The following is a 25,588-nucleotide window of genomic DNA, read 5'->3' as shown; positions in this document are numbered from 1 at the left end:
CCGAAGCGCTGACCGCATAACATTCAACCAGGATCACGCGGCATCACGCTCCGTACACCACCCCCGTGGGCATGACCGGCCGAGCCCCCGGACCCCGACGTGCGCGATTGCCTTGTGGGCTGGGGTGTTCGGGCGAGGTCAGAGGTTCGAGTCCCCTCGGCTCCACGAGCCGGCCCGTCGTGTTCGCCGATCTTTGATCGGCTTCGCGGCGGGCCGCGATGTTTTCCCGGGGGGCGACCCCCGGACCCCCGTTCGGCCGGCGTGGAGTTGGCCCAAGGCAGTCAGGTGGTCTCGGGCGGGCCTTCGGGAGCTCGCGGGCGCTATCCGTCGGCGGGGCGGTGGGATCATGGCGTCGTCTGGTTCATGACGGGACGCCGTGGGGAGATTCTGGGGTCGTGTTCGGTTCGGCGCCCGGGTGCGGCTGTTCGTCCCGCCGGGCTTCGACACCACGCCGATCGACGTCGCTCTGAAGAGGCTGCCGGCCCTGTTCGACGGTGTCCCGGTGGTCTATCCCGACGGCGACCGACACGGCGGCCGGCCACATCACCAGGTGGAAGTGACCACGGCTGCTGGCCCCGACCCAGATTCTGGCCAGCCTCACGGGCGGCGTGGTCCGGGACGACCCGCTTGATCTGCTCACCGTACGTCGAGTGCTGGCCTGGTATCCCGACGATGTCTGGCGCTGTGTCCTGGCCGCCGGCTGGCTGCGGGTGAGCCAGGAGGAACCGTTCGTCGGCCGCACCGGTGGCTGCGGCGATGATCGGTCAGGACGGGGATGATCCCTGTGGTGGCTCCGAACTCCTGAGCTTTCTCTACGACTGGCTGGTTGCCGACGACGACTCCGCACCGGCCGTCTGGGGGCGCGTTCGGCTGAAGATCGGACGATGGGGTGCCTCACGTGTTGCCCGGAGTCCACTCCATCGACATGCGCGGATCCTCGATCCGCACGACTTCGAACCCGAGGCGCGGGTATAGAGGGCCTGTGCGGGATTGTGCGGCGATCAGCGGCCCGGTATCCCAGACAATCACTCGGGGTCGCGCCCCAGTTCCGCGCGCAGGATCTCAGCCGAACGGGCGGCGAGATCGCCCTTGCCACTGGCCAACGCACCGACGAAATCCGGCAGTGGCCACTCGTCGCCGCTCTCGGCGGGCGCGCTCTCGCGCACGAGAGCCAGGATCGGCGCCACCTGCGACTCGGGCAGGCGGTCGATCAGACTGTGCAGCTCGTCCCGCAGAGTACTCACCCGTCGAGGATACGACCGGCGCGTGGCCAGCCACCAAGATCCGCCGGGACGCGAGCCAAACGGCCATCAACGGCGGAAGCTTCAAGGGTGGAATCTATTACATTCGAGAGCCGGATGCTTAGACTTCGGCGACTATATCAGTTTCGTTCTGGAGATAGAAGACTCGTTCGCGCGCTTCAGCTCGCGGTTCTCGCGTTCCAGCTCGGCGATACGCGCCGCGTCCGGCGTGGTGGTTCCCGGACGAGTCCCCTGGTCGACCTCGGCCTGATTTCACCCACAGCCGCAGCGTTGCCGGATGCACATCCAGCCGCTTCGCGACCGTCGAGATCGCGCGTGACGCCTCCGCCGGCTGCTCACGACGCATCTGTTGCACGAGCCGGACGGAACGTTCACGGAGCTCATCGGGGTACTTCCTGGGGGCGGGCACGACTCGATCCTCTCAAACGGACCAGTCTCCACCAAACCCGGGGCGGTTCAGTCACGTGAGCGCCGGGTACGCCGGCGGCTCTGGAAGCGATGCCGCGAGCAGGGAATCCTGCCACCGCACGGTTACGCCAGTCGATTATGCGATCGTAAAGCAAAAGAGGAGAGTGCGATGCGGATCGGCCTGACCGGCGGCGGGACATCGGTGGACGCGATCGTCCATCAGGCCAGGCAGGCGGAACGCGATGGTTTCACCTCCCTGTGGTACGCCAGCGAGGTGGCGGGCGACCCCCTCGTCGCGATGGCGATCGCCGGTCGGGAGACCACGTCCATCGAACTGGGAACCGCGGTTCTGCAGACCTACCCATGCCATCCGTTGCTGCAGGCGAACCGGGCGTCGTCCGTCGTCGCGGCGATGGGCCGTCCCGGTCTCACCTTCGGGATCGGACCGTCCCACGAGCCGCTGGTGCGAGGCGTCTACGGGATGTCCTACGACCACCCCGGTCGCAGCACCGAGGAGTACGTGCGCATCCTCGCCGGTCTGCTGCACGGCCAGGATGTCGACGTGGACGGCGCCGACTGGACCGTCCACAGCGCCGGCCGGATGACCCGACCGGCGCACCCCGTCCCGGTCCTGGTCTCCGCGCTCGGGCCGAGACTGCTGCGGGTGGCCGGCGAGGTCGCCGACGGGACCGTGCTGTGGATGGCCCCGGCCCGCGCTGTCGGATCCCACGTCGCCCCTCGAATCCACGCCGCCGCGGCCGCGGCCGGGCGTCCCGAGCCGCGCATCGTGGCCGGCCTGCCGCTCGCCGTGCACGACGACGAGGCCGAGGCCCGGTCGGCCGCCGCGAGGTACGCGACGGCCTACTCCGGGATGCCCAACTACGCACGGATCCTCGAGATCGGTGGCGTGTCCAGTCCGGTCGAGGCCGCCATCGTCGGCGACGAGAAAGCGGTCCGCGCGGCGCTGCAGGCCCTGCTCGACGCCGGCGCGACCGATATCTGGGCGGCCGTGTTCCCGGTCGGCCGGGACAGGCAGGAACGCGTGGCATCAACGCGGCGAACGACGGATCTCCTGCGGGAACTGACCACCGGCTGACGGCGCGGAGCGACGAGGCCGCACCGGACCTGTCACAAATCGAAGGCCGGCCCACTGTCGGATAGCGTCGTGCGTCAGATCCGGCATCCTCGTGGAAGGTGGTCGATGACATCACCCCGCCGCGTCGGCGCGGTCACCTCGAAGACACGCGCGCTGCTGCTGGACTGTGCCGAGAACCTCATGCTCGAGCAGGGCTACGCCGCCGTGACCTACCGGGGTGTCGCCGCCCAGGCCGGCGTCACCGCCGGACTCGTCCAGTACTACTTCCCGACCCTTGACGACCTCCTCGTCGCTCTGGTTCGGCGAGGCATCGAGCACAGCCTGGCCCGGCTGGCCACCTCGCTCGAGACGTCCCCACCCCTGCGTGCCGTCTGGGAGCACGCCGGCGACAGGACCAGAGCGGCGCTCATGGCGGAATTCATGGCACTCGCCAATCATCACAAGACGATCCGGACCGAACTCGCGAAGGCGGGCGAACGGACCCGTGAAATCGCACTCGCCGCAGTTTCGGAAAGATCGAGCGATTATGGGCGAACAGCGGAGAAAGTATCCCCGGAAGCCCTCATATTTCTCATGATCAGCACTCCGCGGATGATCGCCATGGAGGAGACGATTGGCCTGTCTACCTTCCACGCCGAGACGATTGACTTCATCGAGCGTTACCTCGACAGGATCGAGCCTCGAGCCGCGAACTCCGACCGGGGACCGAAACCCTCTCCGGCGACAACGCGCGAATAGCTACCGGCGAGTGTTGGACTGTGTGGCGCCGTGCGCGAGGAGGCTTCGGGCGCAGTCCAGGACCGTCTGCTCAGCGGGCCGGGGCCGGCGGGCAGCTGATGGCGGGCGGTGCCGCACCCGCTGCCCGCCGGCCCCGGCCCGGCTCGGCTCAGCCGCCGATGGTCGGCAGAACCGGAACGCAGATGGCCGGCCTGGGATGCGCCGGATCGAGCGCGTTCTGCACATGCCGCAGGGCGACCCGGTCGTTGGCGATGGCGGTGTGGTCCACGCCGTCGAGAATGCAGGTGTCCTGCAGGGTGATGTTGCGGACGTTGGGCCCGGACAGGAATGCGGACGTGTACGGCGTGACGATTTCGTCATACCTGGTCTGGATCACCGTGTAACGCACACCGGGCCGGAGGCCGCCGTTGGCGTTCAGTGCGGTGAGGAACGGCGAACCGGCGATCTGCTGGATGCAGGACGCGCAGAAGGACTCGATCGGCCCGGTCACACCGATGGCCTCGCCGAGCTTGGCGAGCCCGAGCAGAGTCGTGCCGTGGTTCGACGGCGAGAGCCCGATCAGCGAGTTCACCTTCGTGTCGCCGCCGAGATTGTTGATGTAGTAGCGGGGGAACATGCCGCCGAGGGAATGCCCGACGATGTCGACCTTGGCCGCGCCAGTCGCGGCCAGCACCTGGTCGACGAACACCCCGAGCTGGGCCGCGATCTCCTCGATGGGCCTGGTCGCCTGGAGGAACGACGTCGGCGTGTCTCCGCCGAGGTTCGGCGCGAAGACGCAGTACCCGTCGTTCTTCAGCAACGGCGCGACCGCCTGCCACTCGTTGGTCTTGTTGGCGAGGGTTCCGTGGACCAGCACGACCGGCAGTGGATGCGTGGCGCTGGGCCGGCAGGAGAAGTCGTTGGCACCGGGCGGGTCGGCGTTCGGGTTCGCCAGCGAGATGAGGGCGGCCGCGGGGAAGTTGTAGAGGACGGGCAGCGGCTCGGGCTGGGCCGCCGCCGAAGCGGGCGCGCCGCCGACGAGGCCGACGACGCCGGCGACGAGCCCCGCGCTCAGCACGGCCGGAAGATTCAGCAGCCATGCGCGGCGCCCTAATCGGTTTCGGAGACGGACTCGGGAACGGTCGAGTGTCACGGACTACCTCCTTGGAACCGCTGCCGAGATCTCGCCCGGCCCACCCAGGAGCACCTGGTGGACGGAGATCAGGGAGCAGATGGAGATAGTTAGCTACCACTCGGTAACAAGTGCAATTGCCGGAGGAAATGAGGCCATGGCCGGCCGGTGATTCTTGAGATCGGGCCCGTGTCCTGCTAGTGGCGTCGTGGCCAGGCTTTTCGGGCGGCCGTGCGTAGTCCGCGCAGCCTGGTGCCCATCAGGGCACGCTCGATCCGCCGGCACCATTGTGCCGGCACGATGGTGCTGTCCCGTGCTCGGCCGCCCACGTGGCTCACGGCGGTGAGGCTCGGCTGGATGTGAGTCGAGGTCAACGGCGCGTGGTGAACGCGGCGGCCGGTGCGGCGAGGGCGTCGGGCGCGGCGCGGTAGTAGGCCCACGCGCCCCGCTTCTCCCGGGTGACGAGGCCGGCGTCAACGAGGATCTTCAGACAGCACGCCGCAGCCATTGACAGCTGTCGATGTCCTCCGTCGTTCTCGGTACAGCAGGACATAGGCGGATGTCGATGCGATGGGTGGCTGTGAGGGCCAGGTGCCGCGGGATTCAGATGCCTACCTGTCCGCCGGCTTGGCCGTGCCGTTCGCGGGTGCACCAGGCGCCGGTGCGCCGGGCGCGGTGGGCGCGGTGGGCGCGGCCGGGGTGGAGCCCGGCGTGCCGCTGGAGAGCAGGGAACGGGCCAGTTGCAGGCCCGCCGCGCCCTGTGACAGCGCCTGGGTCAGCACCTCGCCCAGGCCGGCCGCGCCGTTGAGGACGATCAGCTGGTCGACCGCGCCGAACGGCTTGGCCGCGGCCTCGACGATGGCCGGCCACTGCTCGGCGAGCTGCTGGCCGATGACGGCGTCCTGGTTGACGGCGAGCGCGTCGGCGCGGGCCTTGATCGCCTCGGCCTCGGCCAGGCCGCGGGCCCGCATCGCGTCACCCTCGGCCGAACCGACGGCCCGCTTGGCGTGGGCGTCCGCGTCGCCGATCGCGCGGGTCGAGGCCGCCTCGGCGGTTGCCAGGACCCGCACCTGCTGCGCCCGGGCGTCCGCTTCCGTCCGGACCCGGGTGGCGTCCGCGGCGGCGGCCAGCTCCATCTGGCGGGCGGCCGCCTCGGCCGAGCTGATCTGGGCGTCCCGGGTGGCGCGGGCCAGCGTGGTCTGCTCGTAGGCGCGGGCGTCGGCCGGCTTGCGCACGGACACCTGCAGGCGCTGCTCCTCCAGCTCGGCCTCGAGCTGGGCCACCTTGGTCTGCTCGACGACGACCTGCTGGTGCGCGGTGGCCTCGGCCAGTGGGCCGGCCTGGGTGGCGCGGGCCGCGGCCTCGTCGACCTCGGCCTGGAACCCGGACTGCTTGATCGAGCTGTTCCGGTTCGCCTCCGCCTTGAGCGCCATGGCGATCTGCTCCTGCTCGGTGGCCTCCCGATCGGCCTCCGCCTCGGCGATCCTGGCCTGCGCGGCGACGGTGGCCACGTGCGGGCGCCCGAGGTTGCGGATGTAGCCGGTCGGGTCGTCGATCTCCTGTACCTGCAGCGAGTCGACGATCAGGCCGAGCTTCTCCATCTCGGTTCCGGAGCTCGCCCGGGTCAGCTGCGTCAGCTTCTCCCGGTCCCGGATGAGGTCCTCGACGGTCAGCTGGCCGACGATGGCGCGCAGATGGCCGGCGAAAACGTTGTGCACCCGGGTGTCCATCTTGTCCTGCTGGTCGAGGAACCGGCGGGCGGCATTCGCGATGGACGCGTAGTCGTCACCGACCTTGAAGATGACCACACCCGGACACCGACCGGGATTCCCTGCTGGGTGACGCATTCGATGCCGAGCTGGGCGGCCCGCAGATCCAGGGACATCCGACGGACGGTCTGCACGCCCGGCGGTACCAGCACGCCCTTTCCGGTGACTATCTTGAATCCCAGGCTCTCGGCCACGGCGTCGTTCGGGTCCTTGTACGCCCGCATCCCGGAGATGATGAGTGCCTCGTTCGGTTCGGCCACCCGCCACATCAGTTTGAACAACGCGACGGCCAGCACGGCGCCGACCGCGACCGAGATGAGGATGATCATCATGTTGCCTCCGCTTCACCCCACGGGAGATCTGGTCAACGGGCGTCAGCCGGCCCGCTGCGGGTCGCAGCGGTTGACGCGCCGGGGCACCGCTGGCCGGTGGGCGGCCCCGACCGCGGTCACAGCCTGATCACCAGCACGGTGCGAGGAGGGAAATACTCGACGACGAGAACGCGCGAGCCGACGGCGAAGGTCACCCCGTCGTCGGCCGCATAAGCATGGAATGCCTCGGAGCCGCCCCGTACCGCGATCATGACCTCACCGACCGTGCCCGGAGCTATCTTTCCCGTCACCCGTCCTGTTTTGCCGATCACTGTCTGGTCGGCCATTGGCCCCTCCACGCGACAATTAATGATCGTAGGCTTTTCCGGTCGACTGGCAATGCCTGTGCCCGGCGAAAAGCTGTCGTCAGCGCGACTGTGGCCGCACTTCACAATCATCGCAGGTTGTCAGGTGGATGGCGGTCCCGTGCGCCGGCCGGTGGGAAGTCGGGACCGGCTCCCCGCCCGGTGACGGGGTCTGGTCGCGCGAGGTCTGCTCCGCGTGGGGATTCGCCGTGCGGGGCCTGGCGGCCGGGACGAGTGGGCGGGGTGACCACCCCGCCCACTCGCCGCGGCGAAGCCGGAGCCCGCGCCGTCAGGCGTTCGGGTCGAAGGAGATGCCCGCAGGCATCGCACGCTCGAGGTGGTAGTTGAAGTTGCCGTCCTTGAGACCGAAGACGGCGCTGCCGAAGTCGGCCGCGCTCAGCGCGTCACGGACCCCGGCCGGGTAGCCGTTCCAACCGACCAGAGTCGGGTAGCGCCAGGTGTGGAGCTCGTTCTCCGGCGGCTCGTCGCCCGAGTCGGCGAGACGGAAGTCGTGGGTGCCGACACCGTCCTTGTGGTAGACGATCTTCGGGTGGTTGCCGTCCCAGCGGACCTGGCTGCGGGGGTAGACGTTGAAGCTGCCGTGGGCCGAGGCGGAGACGTACTGGGCCTGGTTGTTCTGCACCCAGACCACGACATGCTCCCAGTCGTGCCGGTGGCCGCCGATCGTCGCCTGGTCCTTCTCGAAGTAGAGGCCGTACAGAATCGCGCACCAGCCGTTGTTGCACTTGTAGCGGGCGTAGCCGTTCGTGTTGTTGAGGTCGGCCAGGTCGTGGCAGCCGCCGTTGAGCGCGCCGGACGGGTTGAGCCCGCCGTTGACGGCTCCGTTCGCCCCGATGGCGGGCGTCGGGTAGCACCCGTCGGTGTCGTAGTCGTAGGCCGGCTGGTACGTCTGTTCCATGGTGTCGGCGTTTCCGGGCAGCGCGGCCGGGGGTGCCGCGAGCGCAATCGTCGGAAGCGCGACGACGAGCGCCAGGGCGCCGCCGATCACGAGCGAGAACCGGCGGATGCGCGTTTTCTTCCTCACCACGTCCTCCTGGTTGACCGCAGCATGGGCAGGGCGGTCGGATGGGCATGCTGTCTCCAGCATTTCGGCTCCCCCCGACAACCGCGGCCGGGCCGGGTTTCCCCGTGATGAAGCGTCGGCCAATACTGGGAATGAACGCGCAGGTCGGCGTCGCGCCGTCCCCGGCCCGCCCGGCGTCACAGCGCTGGCGCCGGGCGGTTCACCTGGTTCGATGCCGGGGAAGCGCCTGCGAACTCCGCGGCGGGAGATCGCCGCGACGCTCCGGCGGGAGCCCGGACCGGGGCTCCCGCCGGCCTGGGGTTAGAAGACGCCGATTCCCGCGGCCTCGTTGCGCTTGCGCCACTCCTCGCGCGACATCCGGGTGACGTCGACATCGGCGGCCAGCCCGCGCAGCGCGCCCACGGTGGCCTGCTCCCTCGGCGTGTGGGAGAACGGGTCCCAGCCGAAGAAGCGGCTGGCGTTCTCCCAGGTGATCTGGTGGATCTCGTCGTCGCGGCAGCCGGCCTGCTGGAGCTCGTTCCAGGCGTGCTCGGGTGACTCGGGCCAGGTCGTGTCGGTGTGCGGGTAGTCGCACTCCCAGGCGATGGTCTCGACGCCGATCTGCTCGCGCAGGCGCAGCCCGGCCGGGTCGGTGATGTAACAGGCCAGGAAGTGCTCCCGGAACACCTCGGAGGGCAGCTTGCCGCCGAAGTCGTTGTGGATCCAGCTCTGGTTCTGGAAGTGCCGGTCGACGCGGTCCAGGTAGAACGGGATCCAGCCGATGCCACCCTCGGAGAGGGCCACCTTCAGCTCGGGGAAGCGCCGCAGCGTCGGGCCGAAGAGCAGGTCCTGCGCTGTGAGCATGGTGAGCTGGGACGGAATGACGATCATGTGGTCGATCGGCACCTCGGGGGCGAGCTTGACGATGTCCCAGGCGCCGCCGATGTGCAGGCTGAGCACCATGTTCTCGTCGACGAGGGCCTGCAGCATCGGGTCCCAGTGGCCGGAGAGGAAGCTCGGCCAGCCCTGCGCGTGGGGGGCCTCCAGGAAACTGATGGAGCGGCAGCCCTTCGCGGCGATCCGCCGGATCTCCTTCACCGCGAGCTCGACGTCCCACATCGGCACGATGCCGAGGGGGATGAACCGGCCCGGGTAGGCGCCGCACCACTCGTCGATGTGCCAGTCGTTGTAGGCCTGCAGCATGATGAGTGAGAGGTCCTTGTCGAGGGCCTCGGAGAACGTGCGGGCGTTGAAGCCCGCCATCGTCGGGAAGCACATCGAGGCGAGGACGCCGTTGGCGTTCATGTCGCGGACCCGCTGGTGGACCTCGAAACAGCCCGGACGTAACTCGGTGAAGGCGCCGGGGTTGAATCCCCACTCCTCCCGGTGCCAGCCGACGGTCGCCGCCATACCGAACGGTGTGGACGTCTTCTCGCCCTGGAACACCCACTCGTCGACGCCGGCCTCGTTCCGGACGACCTTCGGCACGGAATCGAGCCACTTCGCCGGGACGTGGTTCTTGTACATGTCCGGCGGCTCGATCACGTGGTCGTCGATGCTCAGCAGAATCATGTCGTCCATGTGCATGGTCCGGATTCCTCTCGCTGCGGACTGATCCTGAGTGGACCGATCCGTGGTGAGTGGACCGGGCCGCCGTGGACCGACTGGTCGTGACGGGAGGTGGGCCGCTGTCTCCGGTGGCGGTACCGCGCCCTCCGGTGCGCACACTCCGGCGCGCACGGGAGCCGGGTGGCCACCTCCCGTCGCCGAGCCGTGGTTGTGATCCTCGTCGCCTGGCGGGGCGCCGGGGAACGGGCAATGCTAAAGATGGCAGCGTAATTCAGACCAATCCCCGGCGTCGACGTTCTGCCCGGTCAGGGATCCGTCCGAAACGGCCGCTCCACCCGCTCTGCCCGGCTGCTCCGCGCGCTTGTTCAGCGCCCGGGAGCCGCGGGCCCGTCGGGGCTGGCGGTGGGGCTGGCCGCGGGGGCGGGCGCGTCGGCGGCGTCCACGGGGTCGGGCGGGGTGCGGGCCTCGATCTCGGTCAGGTATCGCTCGACCAGGTCGATCGTCTCGCGGTGGCCCATGGTCATGCCCAGCGCGCCCTCCATCACCAGAACCCGGGAGACGCTCGCCATCAGGCACGTCACGACCACCGGCGGGATCGTGGCCGGATCGACTCCGGCGGCGGTCAGCACTCGCGACAGGGTGGCGAGCTCCGCCTCGCGGAACCGCTCGGCGTAGGCGGCGATCTCCGACCGGATGGCCTTCCGGTGGTTCGCGAGCGCCATGAACTCGACCATGAGGGTTGTGCCGCGCGAGTCCAGGTCGACGTCCCACAGCGCCCGCAGGGGCCGCGGCGAGGCCAGTGCGCGCCGCTGGCGCTCCAGGTTGGCCTCCGCGCCGCGCCGGAAGACGGCGAGGAACAGGTCGTCCATGGTGCGGAAGTAGTAGTGCACGAGGGCGGGCTTGATGCCGGCCTTCGCCGCCACCCGCCGCGAGCTGACCGCGGCGTACCCCTCCTCGAGGATGATCTGGGCCGTCGCGTCGAGCAGGGTCGCGCGGGTGCTCGAATCCTCCGCGCCGAGGCGGCGGGGCGAGGTCATGCCGTCACCGCCGGGCCCGGGGCGCGGCCGTGTGGCGCGGCTGGTGCGGAGCGCGGTGTCCGTCCGGTGTTTTCTTGACCATTCGGCGGCATGGCGCTGTGCACCCGCCGAGCATAGCCTTCCGACTGGTCTGAACAACGGTGTCGCCCATTACGCCGCGAGTGTCGGGAATCTCAACTATTCTTCTGTAACGTGACCGCCTCCGTATATTCGCCCGGCGGAGCTTTTGAACCGGTCGGCGTCGGCCTGGCACGGATGGCCGGCGCAGCCGATGCGGCCGGCACAGCTGATGTGGCCGGCATAGCCGATGCGGCCGGCACAGCCGGCGCAATCGGCATGGTCGACATGCGGCGTGGGGCGCGGGTTCTCGGCGGCAGCCACCACTACGAAGGTGACCGGCTCGTCACCGGCTGGCATTCCCATGATCTGCACCAGATCGAGTACGCCATTTCCGGGATGGTCGAGGTCGAGACCGCCGGCACCCACTACCTCCTGCCGCCGCGGCAGGCAGCGTGGATCCCGGCCGGTCTCGAGCACCGGGTGACGATCAACTCGGCGGTCCGCTCGATCGCCGTGCTGTTCGACCCCCGGCTGATCGACCGGCCGGGGGACCGCGCCCGGATCCTCGCCGCGCCGCCGCTCGTCCGGGAGATGATGATCTACGCTCGGCGCTGGCCGATCACCCGCCCGAGCGGTGATCCAGTGTCCGACGGCTTCTTTCGCACGCTCGGTCACCTCGTCGTCGAGGCGCTCGGTCACGAGGCTCCGCTGAGCCTGCCGACCTCGACCGATCCGGTCGTCGCCGCGGCCATCTCCTATACCCAGCGCCACCTCGACGCGGTCTCCGTGGCCGAGGTCGGCCGGGCGGTCGGCGTCTCGGAACGGACCCTGCGCCGCCTGTTCCGCACCGCCCTCGGCCTCTCGTGGCGGCACTACCTGGTGCAGGCCCGGCTGCTGCGGGCGATGGCGCTGCTCGCCGACCCCACCCGGTCGGTGCTCGAGGTGTCGACCGCCGTCGGCTTCGAGAGCCCGAGCGCCTTCGCCCGGGCCTTCGCCCAGTACTGCGGCGAGCGCCCGTCGGCCTACCGGCAGCGGATCGGGGTCGTCCCTCCGGCCCTCGCCCCGGTGGGACGGCGTCCGCACCACGGCGGGCGCTGACCACCCGGCGAGCCCGGCGACGTGTGCCCGCGACCAGCTCGGCGGCGGACGTATGGACGCTATGTCTACCGAACTAGTTGACAAACGGTGCCTCCAATACCTACGTTCTGACCATGGCTGAGCACCCGCGCCTTGTTCGTCGTGCTCATGTTGACCTCCGCCGCGTCGCCAGCGCGCTCTGTCTGCCGGTCGGCTGACCGCCCGCCACTGCCCGGAACGTCGCGGGCCGTAGGCCGCGGGTCGCGCCACGCGGGTCGTGCTCCCGTGGCGTCTGCCGTCCCCCGGTTACCGGCCGCGTCTCCCGCTGAGCCGTGCCGCGCACACACCGCCAGACATCCGCGTACTCCCGCCGCCGGTGCGGGAGGCGCCCCACCGTGCAGGCCTTTGACGGTCGTCGACCCGGTGGGTCGACACGCGCGTGAGGAGGATCTCCGTGCCCATCCGGAGCGCGAACCCGCCCACCATCTCGCCGACCGGCCTCGCCGGGCCCGGAAACGATCGCAGGGACACCTCGAAAGGCGCCGGATCGGCGGCGGCCGTGCTGCGCGCCGTCCTCGATCACGGGCCCGTCGCGAGGGGGTTCATCGGCACCGCGACGGGTCTCAGCCCGGCCGCGGTCTCACGGCAGACCGCCGACCTCATCTCGCTCGGGCTGCTGCGGGAGCTGCCGGTCGCTGCCGGCGCGCCGCGGGCGGGGCGGCCGAGCGTGCCGCTCGACGTCGACACCGACACCCACCTCGCCTGCGGCGTGCACATCGCCGTCCCCATGCTCACCTTCGGAATCGTCGACCTGCGGGGCCGGGTGGTCGCCCGCGAGGAGCTGCCGCACCGGGGCGAGGCCGACGACACGCTCTCGACCATCGTTCGGCACCTGCCCGGATTCCTGCGCCGGCACGCCGGCCACCGCCGGGTCCTCGGACTCGGCGTGGTCACGGGCGGCCACGTCGACGCACGGACCGGCGTCGTGGTCGAACACGAGCCGCTGGGCTGGCGGGACCTGCCGTTGGGCCCGCTGCTGGCCGCCCGCACCGGCCTCCCGGTGAGCGTGGACGGCCATGCCCGTGCGCTGGCCCAGGCGGAGATCCTCTTCGGTGAGCCGCGGGCCCGGGCAAGCCTGGTTCACCTGTTCGTGGGCCATGTGGTGGACGCGGCCATCGCCACCGGCGGAGTCGTGCATCACGGCCTTCGCTCGGCGGCGGGCGGGGTGGCGCACCTGAACCTGCCCGGGGCCGACCTGCCGTGCTCCTGCGGCAGCCGGGGCTGCGCCCAGACCGCGCTGTCGGACCGCGCTCTGCTCGTGAAGGCCGTCGAGCTCGGAGCCATACCGCGACCGGAGGCCGAGCTCCTGCTGGGGGCGGCCCGTGCCGGCGACGACCTCGTGGTTGGACTGCTGCGCCAACGGCTGCGGGGGGTCGCCAGGATCGCCGCGACGCTGCTCGACATGCTGGACCCGGAACTCCTCGTCCTGACCGAGATGTCCGCGATCTACCTGCCGCACCTGCTCCCCGACCTGTACGAGGAGATCGCCCGGCTCTCGCGCGCGTGCGGGGACCCGGAGCGGGTCGTGCGCCCCAGCAGCTTCGGGACGGACGTGCTCGCCGTCGCCGCGGCGGCGACCGTGCTCGACTCGGTGCACCGCAGCCCGCGCACAGTGCACACCCGCCGCGACCGGCAGGCCGCCAGGGCGGCCGAGTGGTCACGACCCCCGGTAGCGGCTCCGTAATATTTCCATCCGATCGGAAATCATTGACCTGGCGAATTAACCGAGCAATCATGGAATTGTGAAGGACGCCGCCGGGCAGCGCCCCGTGGGAACTCGGGGGAATGTTCTCCCGGTCTCCGTGGATCGATGTACGGCTCCGGGTGGGTGCCGCTCCGGCCGATTCTTCCGGCGTGGCTCCCACTGTTCCATCCTCGTCCGGCACTGAATTTCCACCATCCCCGGTGGATTAATGCTGGCCGGGGGCGTGTCACGCCGCGCCGGTGACCCGTAACCGCGCTCCATTGTCATTCTCTGCCCGCTCTGGTCGCCGGGAGGATGGTTGGCGCGTGTATTCGGGATGATTCCCGAAACTGGTGCCGGCATGTTCTCGACCGCTTTTTCAGGCGGTCCTTATCCGGGTACCCGTACGCATTCACGATCCGAAGGGAAATTTGACGATGACCAGTCAGGTCCAGACACTGATCGACGTCCGGCCGTTGTCCGGATACACCGGCGCCGAGATCCACGGCGTCGACCTGCGGGAGGAACTCGACGACGCGACCGTCGCCGAGATCCGGTCCGCGCTGCTGACCTGGAAGGTGGTGTTCTTCCGCGACCAGAACCTGGACCACGCCCAGCAGGTGGCGTTCGGGCGGCGCTTCGGCAAGCTCACTCCCGCCCACCCGCACGAGACCGCGCCCCCGGAGGGGTTCCCCGAGATCCTGCCGATCGACAGCCGGCGCTACGCGCAGCTCTTCGGCAACCGGAAGGTCACCTATGACAACGGGTGGCACACCGACGTGACGGCGTTGGTCAACCCGCCGGCCGGGTCGATTCTGCGCGCCGACATCGTCCCGCCCTACGGCGGTGACACCGCCTGGACGAACCTGGTCGCCGCCTACCAGGCTCTGCCCGAGCCGCTGCGGACGCTGGCCGACAGCCTGCGCGCGCGGCACAGCTTCAGCCTGCCGATCTTCGACGGTGGCGAGTACGGGAAGCGGATCGCCTCGAACCCGCTGGTCGCCATCCACCCGGTGGTCCGGGTGCATCCGGAGACCGGCGAGCGGGCCCTGTTCGTCAGCCCCAGCTTCACCGCGCGTGACAACGAGATCATCGGTCTGTCCGCCCGGCAGAGCCACCGTGTCCTCGAGTTGTTCTACGAGCAGATCGCCCGGCCGGAGTTCACGGTGCGGTTCAAGTGGAACCCGGGTGACATCGCCTTCTGGGACAACCGCGCCACCGCGCATCTCGGGCCGTCCGACCTCGGTCATCTCGACTTCGACCGGGTTCTCTACCGGGTGACCCTCGAAGGCGACGTCCCGGTCGGTGTCGACGGGGCGGAGTCGGAGCTGGTCGCCGGCCAGCCGTTCCTCGGCTCCTGACCGTCGCCCGCGGAGTCCTGAACCCCTGACCGCCGGCGCCGCCCCAGTCGGCGCCCGCGGCTCCGGCCACCGGGAGAGACCCATGCACCATCGACGGACCCGTGGGCGGCGGCTGGCGCTCGCGTCCGCCGGCCTGGCGGCCCTGCTGACGGTCGGCCTCGCCGCGTGCGGCGGCGGCGACTCGGACCCGGCCGCCCCCGCGTCCGGCGGAAAGGCCGGCACGCTGCGGATCGGCGACCAGAGCAAGTTCCTGGAGCTCCCGATCACGCTGTCGGGCGCGGGCCGCGACACCCCCTACAAGCTGAACTGGAACAACTTCGCCGACGGGCCGCACATGAACGCCGCGTTCAGTGCGGGCCGGCTCGACGTCGGTTTCATGGGCGACACGCCGGTCCTGTTCGCGAACGCCGCGGACGCCGGAGTGGTCGCCGTGGCCGTGGCGGAGAACCGGGTGAACAGCCAGACCATCTTCGCCTCCGCCGGCTCCGGCATCCACAGCCTCGCCGACCTGAAGGGGAAGCGGGTCGCGTTCACCCAGGGGACCTCCCTGCACGGCTATCTCCTCAACCAGCTCGACTCGGTCGGGCTCACCCAGGACGACGTCACCCCGGTCAACGTCCCGGCGGCGAGCCTGCCCGCCACCTTCTCCTCCGGAGCGGTGGACGCCGTGGTGTACGTCCGCCAGTTCGGCGCGGCGGTCACCGCGCAGAGCGCCGGGTCCTACGAGGTGGAGACCAAGCCGCTGCCGCAGTACTCGGTGCTGCTCGCGGCGAAGGACGCGCTGGCGGACCCGGCCCACCGCGAGGCGGTGCGGGACTTCGTGCTCCGCCTCTCCCGGGCCTCGGCGTGGCCCAAGCAGAACCCGGACGAGTGGATCCAGAAGTACTACGTGGAGACGCTCAAACAGGATCCGGTCGCCGCGCGGAAGTACTTCGAGAGCCTGCCGGAGAGCAGGTACACCCCGGTCACGGCGGCGTTCGTCGACAGCCAGCGGACCCAGGCGAAGCTGCTCGCCGACGTCGGGGAGCTGCCCCCGTCGCTGAACGTCGACGACGAGGTCGACAAGGCGTTCACCACCGAGCTGACCGCGGCGTTCACCGCCGCGAGCCTGCCGACATGAGCACTCTCCGCCCACGGCGAGTCGAAGGGAGGACGACATGACCGAGGTCATCGGTGAAGCCGCTCCCGCGCCCGGCCTGGTCAGTGTGCCCGTGGCGTCCGGCGTGCCCGTGGCGTCCGGCGTGCCCGTGGCGTCCGGCACGCCGGTGGCCACCGGCGAGCCCGCTGGCGCCGGACCTGACGGGCCCGTGGCTCCCCTGCTCGAGGATCCGACCGGCAAGCGGAACCGCGCGCGGCGCGCACGGGCCGTCCCGTCGTGGGCGCGTCGACTGGCCGGTCCGGCGCTGCTGCTGCTCGGGTGGTTCGTGGTCACCGGGCTCGACCTGGTCAGCGACCGCGCGTTCGCCTCACCCGGCGCGGTGCTCGACGCCGCCCGGGAGCTGTGGGGCACGGGCGAGCTGGCCGACAACCTCGGTATGTCCCTCTACCGGGTCGGCTGGGGATGCGCTCTCGGGGTGGCGGTCGGCCTGGCGCTCGCCGTGATCGCCGGGTTCTTCCGGTTCGGGGAGGACGTCGTCGACTCGGCGATGAACTTCCTGCGCACCATTCCGGTCATCGCCCTGCTCCCGCTGATCATCGTGTGGATCGGCATCGGCGAGGAGGCGAAGATCTTCCTCATCACCGCCGGCGTGATCTTCCCGGTTTACATGAACACCTTCGCCGGGATCCGGAGCGTGGACATCAAGCTCGTCGAGGCGGGCCGGGCCTTCGGGCTCGGCCGGGCCGGTCTCGTCCGGCGGGTGATCATTCCCGGTGCCCTCCCGGGCTTCCTGGTGGGGCTGCGCTGGTCCCTAGGCGTCGCCTGGCTGCTGCTGGTGTTCGCCGAGCAGGTCAACACCGACTCCGGCATCGGCTACCTGCTCAACCGCGCCCAGGGCTGGAACCGCACCGACATCATGGTGCTCTGCCTGGTGATCTACGGACTCCTCGGTCTGCTCTGCGACGGCTTCGTCCGCCTGCTCGAAAGGAGCCTGCTGTCATGGCGACGCGGATTCTCCGGGACCTGACCGGCGCCGACGAGGCGGCCGCGGCGATCCGGGTCCGCGGGCTGACCCGGGTGTTCGGCGACCACGTCGTGCTGGACGGTCTCGACCTGACCGTCGCGCCCGGCGAGTTCGTGGCCCTGCTGGGGCGCAGCGGGTCGGGCAAGAGCACCCTGCTGCGGATCCTCGGCGGGTTCGACGACGAGGTCAGCGGCGAGGTGCTCGCCGCCCGCCGGCGCGCGGTGGTCTTCCAGGAGCCGCGGCTGCTGCCGTGGACGCGGGCGCTGGGCAACGTCGTCCTCGGCCTGCCCGGCCCGGACGTCGACCGGCGCGGGCGCGCCGCGCTGGCGGAGGTCGGGCTCGCCGGGCGCGAGCGCTCGTGGCCGGTCACCCTCTCCGGCGGCGAGGCCCAGCGGGTCGCGCTGGCCCGTGCCCTCGTCCGCGAACCGGATCTGGTCATGCTCGACGAGCCGTTCGGCGCGCTCGACGCGCTCACCCGCATCCGGATGCACGCCCTGCTCCAGGAGCTGTGCCGCCGGCACCGCCCCGCCGTCCTCTTCGTCACCCACGACGTGGACGAGGCGATCCTGCTGGCCGACCGGGTCCTCGTCCTGACCGACGGCCGGCTCTCCCTCGACGTCCCCGTGGACCTGCCGACTCCCCGGCCCCGGGCCCATCCCGCCTTCGTCGCCCTGCGCGCCCGGCTGCTCACCGAGCTGGGCGTTCGTGACCTGGCCGAGGCCGCAACCTGACACCCCGGCGGGGCCGTGGTCTGCGGCGTCCGGGCGTGGGGTAGGCAGGCCGGTATGCGCACAGGCCGAGGCATGCTCATCGTGGCGTCACTGTCGCTCGCGGCGTCGGTCGCCGGCTGCGGTGGGTCGGACGGACCGGCGGGCCAGGCCGTGTCAGCTCCGCCGGGCCCGCCGGTCGTCTCCGGGACCAGCCAGCCGCCAGCCGCGTCCACCGCGCGGCCGACCGCCGTGACGGGCTCGACCGGCCCGTCCGCCGGGATCCCGGTCACGGGTGTCGGCGGTGCCGGGCCGGCCTGCGCGTCCACCGGCCTCGCCGCGTCCCTCGAGGACGTCCAGGGCGCGGCGGGCCACGTCTACGGGCGGATCGTGCTCAGGAACACCGGTCCCGGCACCTGCTCGGTCGTCGGCTACCCCGGTGTGTCGGTGGTGGACGCCACCGGTGGCCAGGTCGGGGCGGCGGCTGACCGCACGGGGCCGGCCGGCATCCCGGTGACACTGCCACCGGGCGGCAGCACCGGCGCGACGCTGGCGATCACGCAGGCCGGGCTGCTTCCGGGCTGCGAGGAACCAGGCCAGGCGGTGCGGGGCGCGAATCTGCGCGTGTACCCGCCCGACGACCGTGGGAGCCTGCTCGCGGCGCTGCCGGCCGGTGTCGAGACGTGTCGGGATCCGGCTGTGCACCAGCTCGCGGTCGGCGCCTTCGGTCAACCCTGACCGTCCCGGTCACCGGCGCGCGCCGCGCCGCGTCGCGGTGACGATTCCGCCCGGCGGTCGAATTCCGGGGCGGGTGCCGCCGAAAGGGGCGGCGGGCCAGCCCGGACCAGCCGGCCGGGTTACGGTCTCCAACAGCGGCACGCCGCCGCCCGGTCGCCGAACCCGTCCGCGAATTCTTCTCCGCTCGCCTTTCGAGGCGATGCGCGTCGATGTCAGTTCCAGCGCCGTCGTCGTCTTCCTGGCGCGCCGGCTCAGCGGATTTCTCCCGGCCCCTGCCCCGGTTGCCGTCGCGCCGAATCCGTGGGTGAAATCGGAGCAGAGAGCGAGCCCGCAGTCGATGGACCGCATCCGCTTCCTCAACGCTTTCGACACCGCCCTGCTCGAATACCAGCTCCTGCACGCCGACGTGCCGATAAACGTGAACTGCCTGCTTCTCGGTACCGGACCGGCTCCTGGAATCGACGAGCTGCGCGCTTTTGTCGCCGAGCGCCTGCGTCGGTTCCCGCTGTTGACCGAACGGCTCGTCTGCCTACCGGGGCGCCGCGCGAGATACGGCTGGCGCGCCGATCCCGAGGTCGACCTGGACTGCCTCGTCCGCGAGCACCCGGTCCAGCCACCCGCGGCCCCGTCCGCACACGGTGCCACGCCGGCACCGGGGTTCGCCGGGACGGCGCTGCGCGACTTCGTGGAAGGGCTCAGCGGCGCGGTGGTGCCGCTGTCGGGGCCGCCGTGGCAGCTGTGGCTGCTGCGCTCCGCGGACGACACCGAGTTCGCCCTGTTCTACCGGGCCAGCCACATCCAACAGGACGGCACGGCGAAGAACCTCGTCCTCTCGGCCCTGTTCGGCATCGGTACCGACCCGATGGCGTTCGTCCCGCCGCAGCGGCGCGAACCCGGTCGCGCCCGGGCCCGGGAGGTCGGAGCCGCCGCCGCGCGCTCCCTGCGGTGGCTCACCCCCGCCGCCGGGTCGGCGGTCCTCACGGCCCCGTGGGCGGGGCGGACCACACACAGCTGGGAGACGACGTCCCTGTCGCTGCTGCGCTCGATCGGCGCCGCGGTGGGCGGCACCGTCAACGACGCCTTCCTGGCGGCGCTCGCCGGCGCCCTGCGACGGTGGACCGGCGCGGCCGGCGCGGGGGGTGCGCTGCCCGGCCGGGCCGGTGGGATGGCGGTCGCGATGGCCGTCAGCACCCGCCAGCCGGGGGAGCGCGCGATGCTCGCGAACTTCGTGGCGGGTGCCCGCGTCGTCCTGCCGTGTGCCGAGCCGCTCCCACTCGACCGCCTGTTCGCGGTACGTGACCGGACGGATCGTCTCAAGCAGGGCGGCACGCTCGGTCTGGGTGAGCGCCTGCTCTTCGAGCTGCTGCCCGCGCGGGCCCGGCCCCGCCTGTTCGGCGCCGGGCTGAGCGGGCGTTCGTCGGTGCTGTCGGTGTCCAACCAGGCCGGGGCACCGGGCCCACTGGCCGCGGCCGGACGGCCGATCACGACGGCCGTGCCCGTCCCGACCCTGTTCCCGGGCGAGCGGCTCGCCTGCCACCTCAGCGGTCTCGGTGACACCGTGAGCGTCGGGACGGCCGCGGACGCCGGTCTGCCCGGATCGCGCGATCTCGCCCGGCTGTGGGCGGCGGAGGTCACGCTGCTCGCCGACGCCGTCCGGGCGTTCGCCGGGGACCGGGCGCTGCCATGACCCGGACGTCGGCCCCGCGCCGGGCCCGGGCTGTGCGAGGGGGCTGGTTCGTGCGAGGGGGCTGGCCGGCGCAGGGGGGCCCGGCTGGGCGGGTGCTGGCGGCGGTGGTGATGCTTGTCGCGGCCTGCGTCACCCCGGTGGCCGTGGCGTCCGCCGCCGCCTCGGGCCGCCTCGACCACGTGTCGGTCCGGCTCCGCGACACCGGGCCAGGCCCCGGGGACGGCTACGCGCTGACCGGCGCCGCCGGCGACGCGACCGAGGGCGGGATCGCCGTCCTCGACGACATCTGGGAGCAGCGGACCCGGTCCGTGGGCGGCGCCGCCGAGCTGCGAGGCGGCGCGACGATCACCGTCGCCGCCAGCCGCGACGCCGCCGCCGCCGACCGGCCGTGGTCGGGCTCGTGGGCCCTGCGGGACCCGTCCGCCGGGATCGAGATCACCGCGGACGTCCGTGGTGAGGTGCTGCGGCCCGCCGACGGAACCGCCACCTGGTCCGGCCCGGCTCGTGTCCGCGGCCTGGACGCCGCCGGCGGTCCCGGGCGGCTCACGACGGCCGAGATCACCATCGTGGACGGCGTGCCCGATCCCGGTGACCACGTGGTCCGGCTCCGGCACGCGGGCGTCGACCGGTGGGCGGCGGTGCGGGTTCCGGTCGAGGCGCCGGCCGGCCCGCTCCCGGCGTTGTTCCACTTCCCGGGGATGTTCGAGACCCCGGCGGTGGCGGAGCTCACGGGCCGGCTGTCGTCGTCCGCCGACCGCGAGCGTTACCTCCTGGTGGTCCCGGCGCACGAGGGGATCGGCTGGCAGGGGGTGCCCGGCGGCGAGGACTCCCCGCCCGTCGACGACCCCGGGTTCGCCCGCGCGCTCGCCGACCTGGTGATCGCCAGGTTCGGGGCGGACCCGTCCCGCCTCTATGCCTCCGGCACCAGCAATGGCGGTCTGTTCACGCAGTCGCTCGCCTGCCGGGCCCACGACCGCTTCGCCGCGTTCGCCACGGTGGCGGGGTCGGCGCCCGGAGCCGGATGTCCCAGCTACCCGCGGGTCCGGCCCGCCCCGGTGCCGATGGTGGTCCTCCACGGCGCCGACGACCGGGTGCTCAAATATGCGGAGGCGGCTGCCGGGGCGCAGGCCTGGGCACGGTCCGCCGGCTGCGCGGCGACGACCGTCGACACCCCCCTGCCCGACCGGGCCCCGGCCGACGGCACGACCGCTGTCCGGCACGAGTTCGCCGGCTGCCCGGCCGGCACGCCGGTGGTTCTCTACGAGATTGTCGGCGGCGGCCACACGTGGCCCGGCGGTGTCTCGTTGTTCCCGGTCGACGTGCTGGGTCGGGTCAGCGGCGATCTCGATGCCAACGCCGTGATCTGGAGCTTCGTGTCGCGGTTCCGACTGGGGAACTGACCGCCCGGGGCGTGGGCAGCGGTGGCCTGGCCGCCGGCGGGTCCGCCACTTGGCTCGAAGCAACCTTCGCGACGGAGAATCCCGCATACGCTGCGATCCGTGGGGAAATCCGGGCGGGGCGACGAGCTCACCCCGGGGGAGGCCCGGCGGCTCGCGCTCGCCGCCCAGGGGCTGATCCGTCCCCACGGCCCGGCCCCGGCCGGTGTCTCCGCCATCCGGAACCTGTTCGACCTGGTCGGCGTCGTGCAGATCGACTCGGTGAACGTGCTGGCCAGGGCGCACCACCTGCCCGGCTTCTCCCGCTTCGGCCCCTACCCGACCGACGCCCTGGACAGCCACGTACACACCGACCGCAAGGCGTTCGAGTACTGGGCGCACGAGGCGTCACTCGTTCCCGTGCAGTGGCAGCCGCTGTTCCGCTGGCGGGCCGAGCGGGCGCTGGCGAGCGAGCTCAGGACCCTGGCCCGCTGGCTGGAGCTGGACGGCATCGAGGTCGAGCCGCGGGGCTCGCTGGCCGGCGCCCTCGCCCGCGAGCTCGGGTCGCGCTCGGTGAGCGGAACGTCCAGCGAGCGCAGCGCAGTGTGACCGGGGTTCGCGGTGGGAGGAGCGCCCTGTGGCGGGGGTGCCTGGTGAGTGGAGCGCCCTGTGGCAGGGGTGAAAACTGCTGTCGTGTTAGCGCTGGATGGTGTCAGATAGCGCTGTGTGGTGGTGGAGTGAACCTCAAGGAGTGGGCTGCGGCGAACGGAGTCGGGTACTCCACCGCCCGCCAGTGGTTCCTTGACGGCAGGCTTCCGGTTCCTGCCCGTCGGGTCGGCGGGCTGATCCTCGTCGACGAGCCCGCGCGGTCGGTCCCGTCGGGGACGGTGGCGGTCTATGCCTGTGTCTCGTCCGCTGACCAGGAATCGGACCTTGACCGGCAGGTCGCCCGGATCGTCCGCTGGACTGCGGGCCAGAATTTGGCCGTCGGTAAGGTCGTGACCGAGGTCGGTTCCGCGTTGGACGGGCACCGCCGGGAGTTCCCCGCGTTGCTGGGTGACCCGGAGGTGACGACGATCGTCGTCGAGCACCGGGACCGTTTCGCCCGGTTCGGTGCCGAGTATGTCGAGGCCGCGCTTGCCGCCAGCGGCCGGCGGCTGCTGGTCGTCGATCCCTCGGAGGTCGACGACGACCTGGTACGGGACATCACCGAGATCCTGACGTCGATGTGCGCCCGGCTCTATGGCCGCCGCGGCGCCGCGAACCGGGCCGCTCGCGCCGTCGCGGCCGCCACCGAGGCAGCCATGTGAAGACGACGCTGCAGGCGTACCGGTTCGCGCTCGACCCGAACAACGTCGGGCGTGCCGGCTTGCGCCGGCATGCGGGCGCGTGCAGGTTCGCGTTCGACTGGGGCCTGGCTCGGGTGAAGGCCGCGCTGGCGCAGCGCGAGGCCGAGGAGTCCTACGGGCTGGCCGGCGACCTGCTCACCGCGGTTCCGTGGACGCTGCCCGCGCTGCGCCTGGCCTGGAACACGGTGAAGAACGACATCGCGCCGTGGTGGGCGGAGTGCTCGAAGGAGGCGTTCTCCGCCGGGCTGGCGCAGTTGGCCGCCGGGTTGAAGAACTTCTCCGACTCCCGCACGGGCAGGCGGAAAGGTCGCAAGGTCGGTTTCCCCCGGTTCAAAAAGCGCGGGAAGGCCCGTGACTCGTTCCGGTACACCACCGGCTCCTACGGTCCGGACGGGGACCGGCATGTGAAACTGCCCCGGATCGGCCGGGTGAAGGTCCACGAGCCGATGGGTGCGCTCACCGCTCTGCTCGGCGACGGCCGTGCCCGCCTCCTCGGCGTGGCGGTGTCCCGCACGGCTGGCCGCTGGTTCGTGTCGTTCACCGTCGCGGTCGAGCGGGAGATCCCCGACGGGCCGTCCGCCCGGCAGGCCACTGGTGGTGTGATCGGTGTCGACCTGGGCGTGAAGCACCTCGCCGTCCTGTCGACCGGTGAGAAGGTCCCGAACCCCAAGCATGCCGCGTGGGCTGAGAAGAAGCTCCGCAAGACCTCCCGCGCCTACGCCCGGTCACAGCCGGGCAGCAGCGGCAGGCGCAAGCTCGCCGCCGACCTGGCGAAACAGCATGCCCACACCGCCAACCAGCGGCGCGACGGGCTACACAAGGTCACCACCGAACTCGCCCGGACCCACCACACGGTGGTCATCGAGGATCTGCACGTCGCCGGCATGGTGCGTAACCACAGCCTGGCGAAGGCGGTCTCCGAGGTCGGCATGGGCGAACTGCGCCGCCAGTTGGAGTACAAGTGCGGCCGGTGGGTTCGCGACCCGAAGACCAGGACGCAGGTGTACGTGCCCGGCTGGCATGGCGCGCACCTGCACGTCGCGGACCGTTGGTACCCAAGCTCGAAGACCTGTTCCGGCTGTGGCTGGCGAAACCCAAGCCTGACACTGTCGGACCGCACCTTCTCCTGCCCGTCCTGCGGGCTGGTGATCGACCGCGACGAGAACGCGGCGGTCAACCTGGCTCGGCTCGTCGACCGCGAGTACATCGGCGACGTTAAAACAGCCCGTGGAGCCGACCGTAAGACCAACGCGCCAGCACCACCGGCGCGGCGGCGGGTGGCTGTGAAGCGGGAACCGGGCACGGCCAAGACCGGTCAGACCCGGGGTGCCTCACCGAAAGGTGAGGCGGCATGAGCGGCGCTACCCGGCGCTCTTGTGCAACGGAGCGGAGTGAGAGGAGCGCCTGCAAGATGGCCGTCGTGGGGATCACCGGGCACCGCGTCCTGTCGCCGGAGGTCGAGACGTTCACGACCGCCGAGATGCGCCGACTGCTGGGCCGGCACCGGGCCGCTGAGCTGGTCGGTGTGAGCTGCCTCGCCGAGGGCACCGACAGCGTCTTCGCCGACCTGGTGCTCGGCCTCGGGGGCCGGCTTGTCGCCATCCTGCCCGCGCGGGACTACCGGGAGTTCCTGCCGCCGGAGCACCGAGCGGACTACGACCGCCTGCGCGCCGCCGCCACGCGCGTGCGCACACTGCCGGGGCCCGAGGTGGACCTGGCGGCGCTGATGGCAGCCAGCGAGGCCCTGGTCGACGAGGTGGACGAGCTGATCGCAGTCTGGGACGGCCAGCCCGCCCGTGACTACGCCGGCACCGCGGACGTCGTCACGTACGCGCGAAGCCAGCACAAGCCGGTCCACGTCGTGTGGCCCGCGGGCGCCGTCCGGGACTAGTCGCCGCATCAGACATCCGCCCTGGCCACGCCGGCGCGGCGATTCCTGCGGGTCAGCGCGGGGACAGCGGGACCACGCCGATCTGGACGGGGGTGAGACCGCTGGTCGGCGGCGGCGGCGGCGCCGTCGGCGGCGAGGCCGGTGCTGGGCCGGGGCCGTTGGGTGCCGGTCCGGCGCCCGCGGCGGCGGCCGGGGGCAGCGGGGCGGCCGGTGGGGTCGAGGCGTGCGGGGTGGTCGCCGACTCCGGGGTAGGTGCGGCAACCGCGAGGCGCGCCGGGGCCGGGCGGCCGGCCGGCCCCGAGGGGCGGGCACGGGCCGGGGACCCGCCTGTTCCGTCGGACGCGGTCGGGCCGCTCGGTGGCTGGCTCAGCGCAGTGCCCGGCTCGGTGACCGCGGGTTGCTCCGCCACGCCCGGCTCCTCAGGAGGCGGGGCCGGCTCGGCGGGTGGCGGGGCGGGTGCGACCCGAGCCCCTCCGGGGCGCCGCGGGTCGCCGGGCTGATCCGGGACGGGTGCCGGAACAGGCGTGCTTCGCGGGGCACCCGCCAGCGGCACGGTGGCACCGGCGACGACAGCGGTCGGCCCCGACGAGGGACCCGTGGAAGCCGCCACCGCGACCACCGTGACCGCGGTCATCACCCCGGCCGCGACCGGCCGCCAGCGCCAGCGCCCGCGCGCCGCGTCGCCGGACCGGACACCCTCGCTGCCGCTGCCGCTGCCGGCGCCGGCGCCGGCGCCCGCCGCCCCGCGGGGGTCGCCCGCCGCGCCGGGCCCCCCCCCCACCCCG

At 71.7% G+C, this 25,588-nt stretch carries 25 protein-coding genes and 3 pseudogenes; 17 read left to right on the top strand and 11 right to left on the bottom strand.

Annotation, left to right across the window (positions count from 1 at the left end):
* Window positions 1-608: 608 nt before the first annotated feature.
* Window positions 609-779: a DUF4037 domain-containing protein gene (locus MXD62_RS32915; protein WP_248833253.1), complete on the top strand. Its 171-nt coding sequence runs from the start codon at window positions 609-611 to the stop codon at window positions 777-779.
* Window positions 780-1,025: 246 nt separating this feature from the next.
* Here the strand turns inward: MXD62_RS32915 and MXD62_RS32910 are convergent, their stop codons facing one another.
* Window positions 1,026-1,244 (bottom strand): hypothetical protein, encoded by a 219-nt coding sequence (locus MXD62_RS32910; RefSeq protein WP_248833252.1) that lies wholly within the window; start codon window positions 1,242-1,244, stop codon window positions 1,026-1,028.
* 118 nt (window positions 1,245-1,362) lie between these two features.
* A complete protein-coding gene (locus MXD62_RS41095) occupies window positions 1,363-1,671 on the bottom strand; it encodes a transposase (protein ID WP_368862482.1) in 309 nt (102 codons plus the stop codon).
* Window positions 1,672-1,839: 168 nt separating this feature from the next.
* Here MXD62_RS41095 and MXD62_RS32905 point away from each other — a divergent pair, with 168 nt between their 5' ends.
* Complete coding sequence (locus MXD62_RS32905; protein ID WP_248833251.1) at window positions 1,840-2,766, top strand: TIGR03564 family F420-dependent LLM class oxidoreductase; 927 nt, start codon at window positions 1,840-1,842, stop codon at window positions 2,764-2,766.
* A gap of 105 nt (window positions 2,767-2,871) precedes the next feature.
* On the top strand, window positions 2,872-3,504 hold the full coding sequence (locus tag MXD62_RS32900; protein WP_248833250.1) for a TetR/AcrR family transcriptional regulator: 633 nt from the start codon (window positions 2,872-2,874) through the stop codon (window positions 3,502-3,504).
* Window positions 3,505-3,652: 148 nt separating this feature from the next.
* Here the strand turns inward: MXD62_RS32900 and MXD62_RS32895 are convergent, their stop codons facing one another.
* The 7 genes and pseudogenes from MXD62_RS32895 to MXD62_RS32860 all read right to left on the bottom strand — a co-directional run bounded on the left by MXD62_RS32895 (window position 3,653) and on the right by MXD62_RS32860 (window position 10,690).
* On the bottom strand, window positions 3,653-4,561 hold the full coding sequence (locus MXD62_RS32895; protein WP_248833249.1) for a triacylglycerol lipase: 909 nt from the start codon (window positions 4,559-4,561) through the stop codon (window positions 3,653-3,655).
* 424 nt (window positions 4,562-4,985) lie between these two features.
* Window positions 4,986-5,105, bottom strand: a pseudogene (locus tag MXD62_RS32890) (transcriptional regulator); the annotation flags it as partial.
* Between the two features lie 121 nt (window positions 5,106-5,226).
* A pseudogene (locus MXD62_RS32885) lies at window positions 5,227-6,716 on the bottom strand (SPFH domain-containing protein).
* A gap of 116 nt (window positions 6,717-6,832) precedes the next feature.
* Entirely contained in the window at window positions 6,833-7,042 is a 210-nt protein-coding gene (locus MXD62_RS32875; RefSeq protein WP_248833247.1) for a hypothetical protein, read from the bottom strand.
* A 307-nt stretch (window positions 7,043-7,349) separates the two neighbouring features.
* Entirely contained in the window at window positions 7,350-8,105 is a 756-nt protein-coding gene (locus MXD62_RS32870; protein WP_248833246.1) for an NPP1 family protein, read from the bottom strand.
* Between the two features lie 300 nt (window positions 8,106-8,405).
* The gene (locus MXD62_RS32865) at window positions 8,406-9,671 is read right to left on the bottom strand and encodes an amidohydrolase family protein (RefSeq protein WP_248833245.1); all 1,266 of its coding nucleotides are present in this window, start codon (window positions 9,669-9,671) and stop codon (window positions 8,406-8,408) included.
* Between the two features lie 347 nt (window positions 9,672-10,018).
* Complete coding sequence (locus MXD62_RS32860; protein WP_248833244.1) at window positions 10,019-10,690, bottom strand: TetR/AcrR family transcriptional regulator; 672 nt, start codon at window positions 10,688-10,690, stop codon at window positions 10,019-10,021.
* A gap of 336 nt (window positions 10,691-11,026) precedes the next feature.
* Here MXD62_RS32860 and MXD62_RS32855 point away from each other — a divergent pair, with 336 nt between their 5' ends.
* The 8 genes from MXD62_RS32855 (at window position 11,027) to MXD62_RS32825 (ending at window position 18,500) form a co-directional block, all read left to right on the top strand.
* Window positions 11,027-11,848 (top strand): helix-turn-helix transcriptional regulator, encoded by an 822-nt coding sequence (locus MXD62_RS32855; protein ID WP_248833243.1) that lies wholly within the window; start codon window positions 11,027-11,029, stop codon window positions 11,846-11,848.
* A 113-nt stretch (window positions 11,849-11,961) separates the two neighbouring features.
* Entirely contained in the window at window positions 11,962-12,045 is an 84-nt protein-coding gene (locus tag MXD62_RS41090) for a putative leader peptide (RefSeq protein WP_368672142.1), read from the top strand.
* Window positions 12,046-12,281: 236 nt separating this feature from the next.
* Window positions 12,282-13,571, top strand: a complete 1,290-nt coding sequence (locus MXD62_RS32850; protein ID WP_248833242.1) for an ROK family protein — start codon at window positions 12,282-12,284, stop codon at window positions 13,569-13,571.
* A 437-nt stretch (window positions 13,572-14,008) separates the two neighbouring features.
* Window positions 14,009-14,932 carry a TauD/TfdA family dioxygenase gene (locus MXD62_RS32845; protein ID WP_248833241.1) on the top strand — a complete coding sequence of 308 codons (924 nt, stop codon included), beginning with the start codon at window positions 14,009-14,011 and terminating at the stop codon, window positions 14,930-14,932.
* A gap of 82 nt (window positions 14,933-15,014) precedes the next feature.
* Window positions 15,015-16,052 carry an ABC transporter substrate-binding protein gene (locus tag MXD62_RS32840; protein ID WP_248833240.1) on the top strand — a complete coding sequence of 346 codons (1,038 nt, stop codon included), beginning with the start codon at window positions 15,015-15,017 and terminating at the stop codon, window positions 16,050-16,052.
* 187 nt (window positions 16,053-16,239) lie between these two features.
* The gene (locus tag MXD62_RS32835; protein WP_248833254.1) at window positions 16,240-17,058 is read left to right on the top strand and encodes an ABC transporter permease; all 819 of its coding nucleotides are present in this window, start codon (window positions 16,240-16,242) and stop codon (window positions 17,056-17,058) included.
* Complete coding sequence (locus tag MXD62_RS32830; protein WP_248833239.1) at window positions 17,031-17,786, top strand: ABC transporter ATP-binding protein; 756 nt, start codon at window positions 17,031-17,033, stop codon at window positions 17,784-17,786. Before MXD62_RS32835 ends, MXD62_RS32830 begins: the two co-directional genes overlap by 28 nt.
* 54 nt (window positions 17,787-17,840) lie before the next feature.
* Window positions 17,841-18,500 (top strand): DUF4232 domain-containing protein, encoded by a 660-nt coding sequence (locus MXD62_RS32825; protein ID WP_248833238.1) that lies wholly within the window; start codon window positions 17,841-17,843, stop codon window positions 18,498-18,500.
* 9 nt (window positions 18,501-18,509) lie between these two features.
* Here MXD62_RS32825 and MXD62_RS32820 read toward each other — a convergent pair whose 3' ends face one another.
* Window positions 18,510-18,848 (bottom strand): hypothetical protein, encoded by a 339-nt coding sequence (locus MXD62_RS32820; protein ID WP_248833237.1) that lies wholly within the window; start codon window positions 18,846-18,848, stop codon window positions 18,510-18,512.
* Between MXD62_RS32820 and MXD62_RS32815 the strand changes: the two genes are divergently transcribed.
* From MXD62_RS32815 to MXD62_RS32790, 6 genes are all read left to right on the top strand, one after another.
* On the top strand, window positions 18,838-20,187 hold the full coding sequence (locus tag MXD62_RS32815) for a wax ester/triacylglycerol synthase domain-containing protein (protein WP_248833236.1): 1,350 nt from the start codon (window positions 18,838-18,840) through the stop codon (window positions 20,185-20,187). The two genes, MXD62_RS32820 and MXD62_RS32815, sit on opposite strands and share 11 nt — an antisense overlap.
* Window positions 20,188-20,237: 50 nt before the next feature.
* A complete protein-coding gene (locus MXD62_RS32810; RefSeq protein ID WP_248833235.1) occupies window positions 20,238-21,587 on the top strand; it encodes a PHB depolymerase family esterase in 1,350 nt (449 codons plus the stop codon).
* A gap of 99 nt (window positions 21,588-21,686) precedes the next feature.
* On the top strand, window positions 21,687-22,172 hold the full coding sequence (locus MXD62_RS38985; RefSeq protein ID WP_248833234.1) for a crosslink repair DNA glycosylase YcaQ family protein: 486 nt from the start codon (window positions 21,687-21,689) through the stop codon (window positions 22,170-22,172).
* 128 nt (window positions 22,173-22,300) lie between these two features.
* A complete protein-coding gene (locus MXD62_RS32800; protein ID WP_248833233.1) occupies window positions 22,301-22,873 on the top strand; it encodes an IS607 family transposase in 573 nt (190 codons plus the stop codon).
* Window positions 22,870-24,267, top strand: a complete 1,398-nt coding sequence (gene tnpB / locus MXD62_RS32795) for an IS607 family element RNA-guided endonuclease TnpB (protein ID WP_248833232.1) — start codon at window positions 22,870-22,872, stop codon at window positions 24,265-24,267. Before MXD62_RS32800 ends, tnpB begins: the two co-directional genes overlap by 4 nt.
* A 56-nt stretch (window positions 24,268-24,323) precedes the next feature.
* Complete coding sequence (locus tag MXD62_RS32790; protein WP_248833231.1) at window positions 24,324-24,803, top strand: hypothetical protein; 480 nt, start codon at window positions 24,324-24,326, stop codon at window positions 24,801-24,803.
* 52 nt (window positions 24,804-24,855) lie between these two features.
* On the opposite strand, the pseudogene MXD62_RS32785 reads toward MXD62_RS32790, so the two are convergent.
* Window positions 24,856-25,588 (bottom strand): annotated as a pseudogene (locus tag MXD62_RS32785) (hypothetical protein); the annotation flags it as partial.

It is taken from the genome of Frankia sp. Mgl5, from assembly GCF_023242985.1.
In the GTDB taxonomy this organism is placed as follows: domain Bacteria; phylum Actinomycetota; class Actinomycetes; order Frankiales; family Frankiaceae; genus Parafrankia; species Parafrankia soli.
Note: the sequence above shows the minus strand (reverse complement) of the source record. Positions and strands in the feature narration are given on the sequence as shown.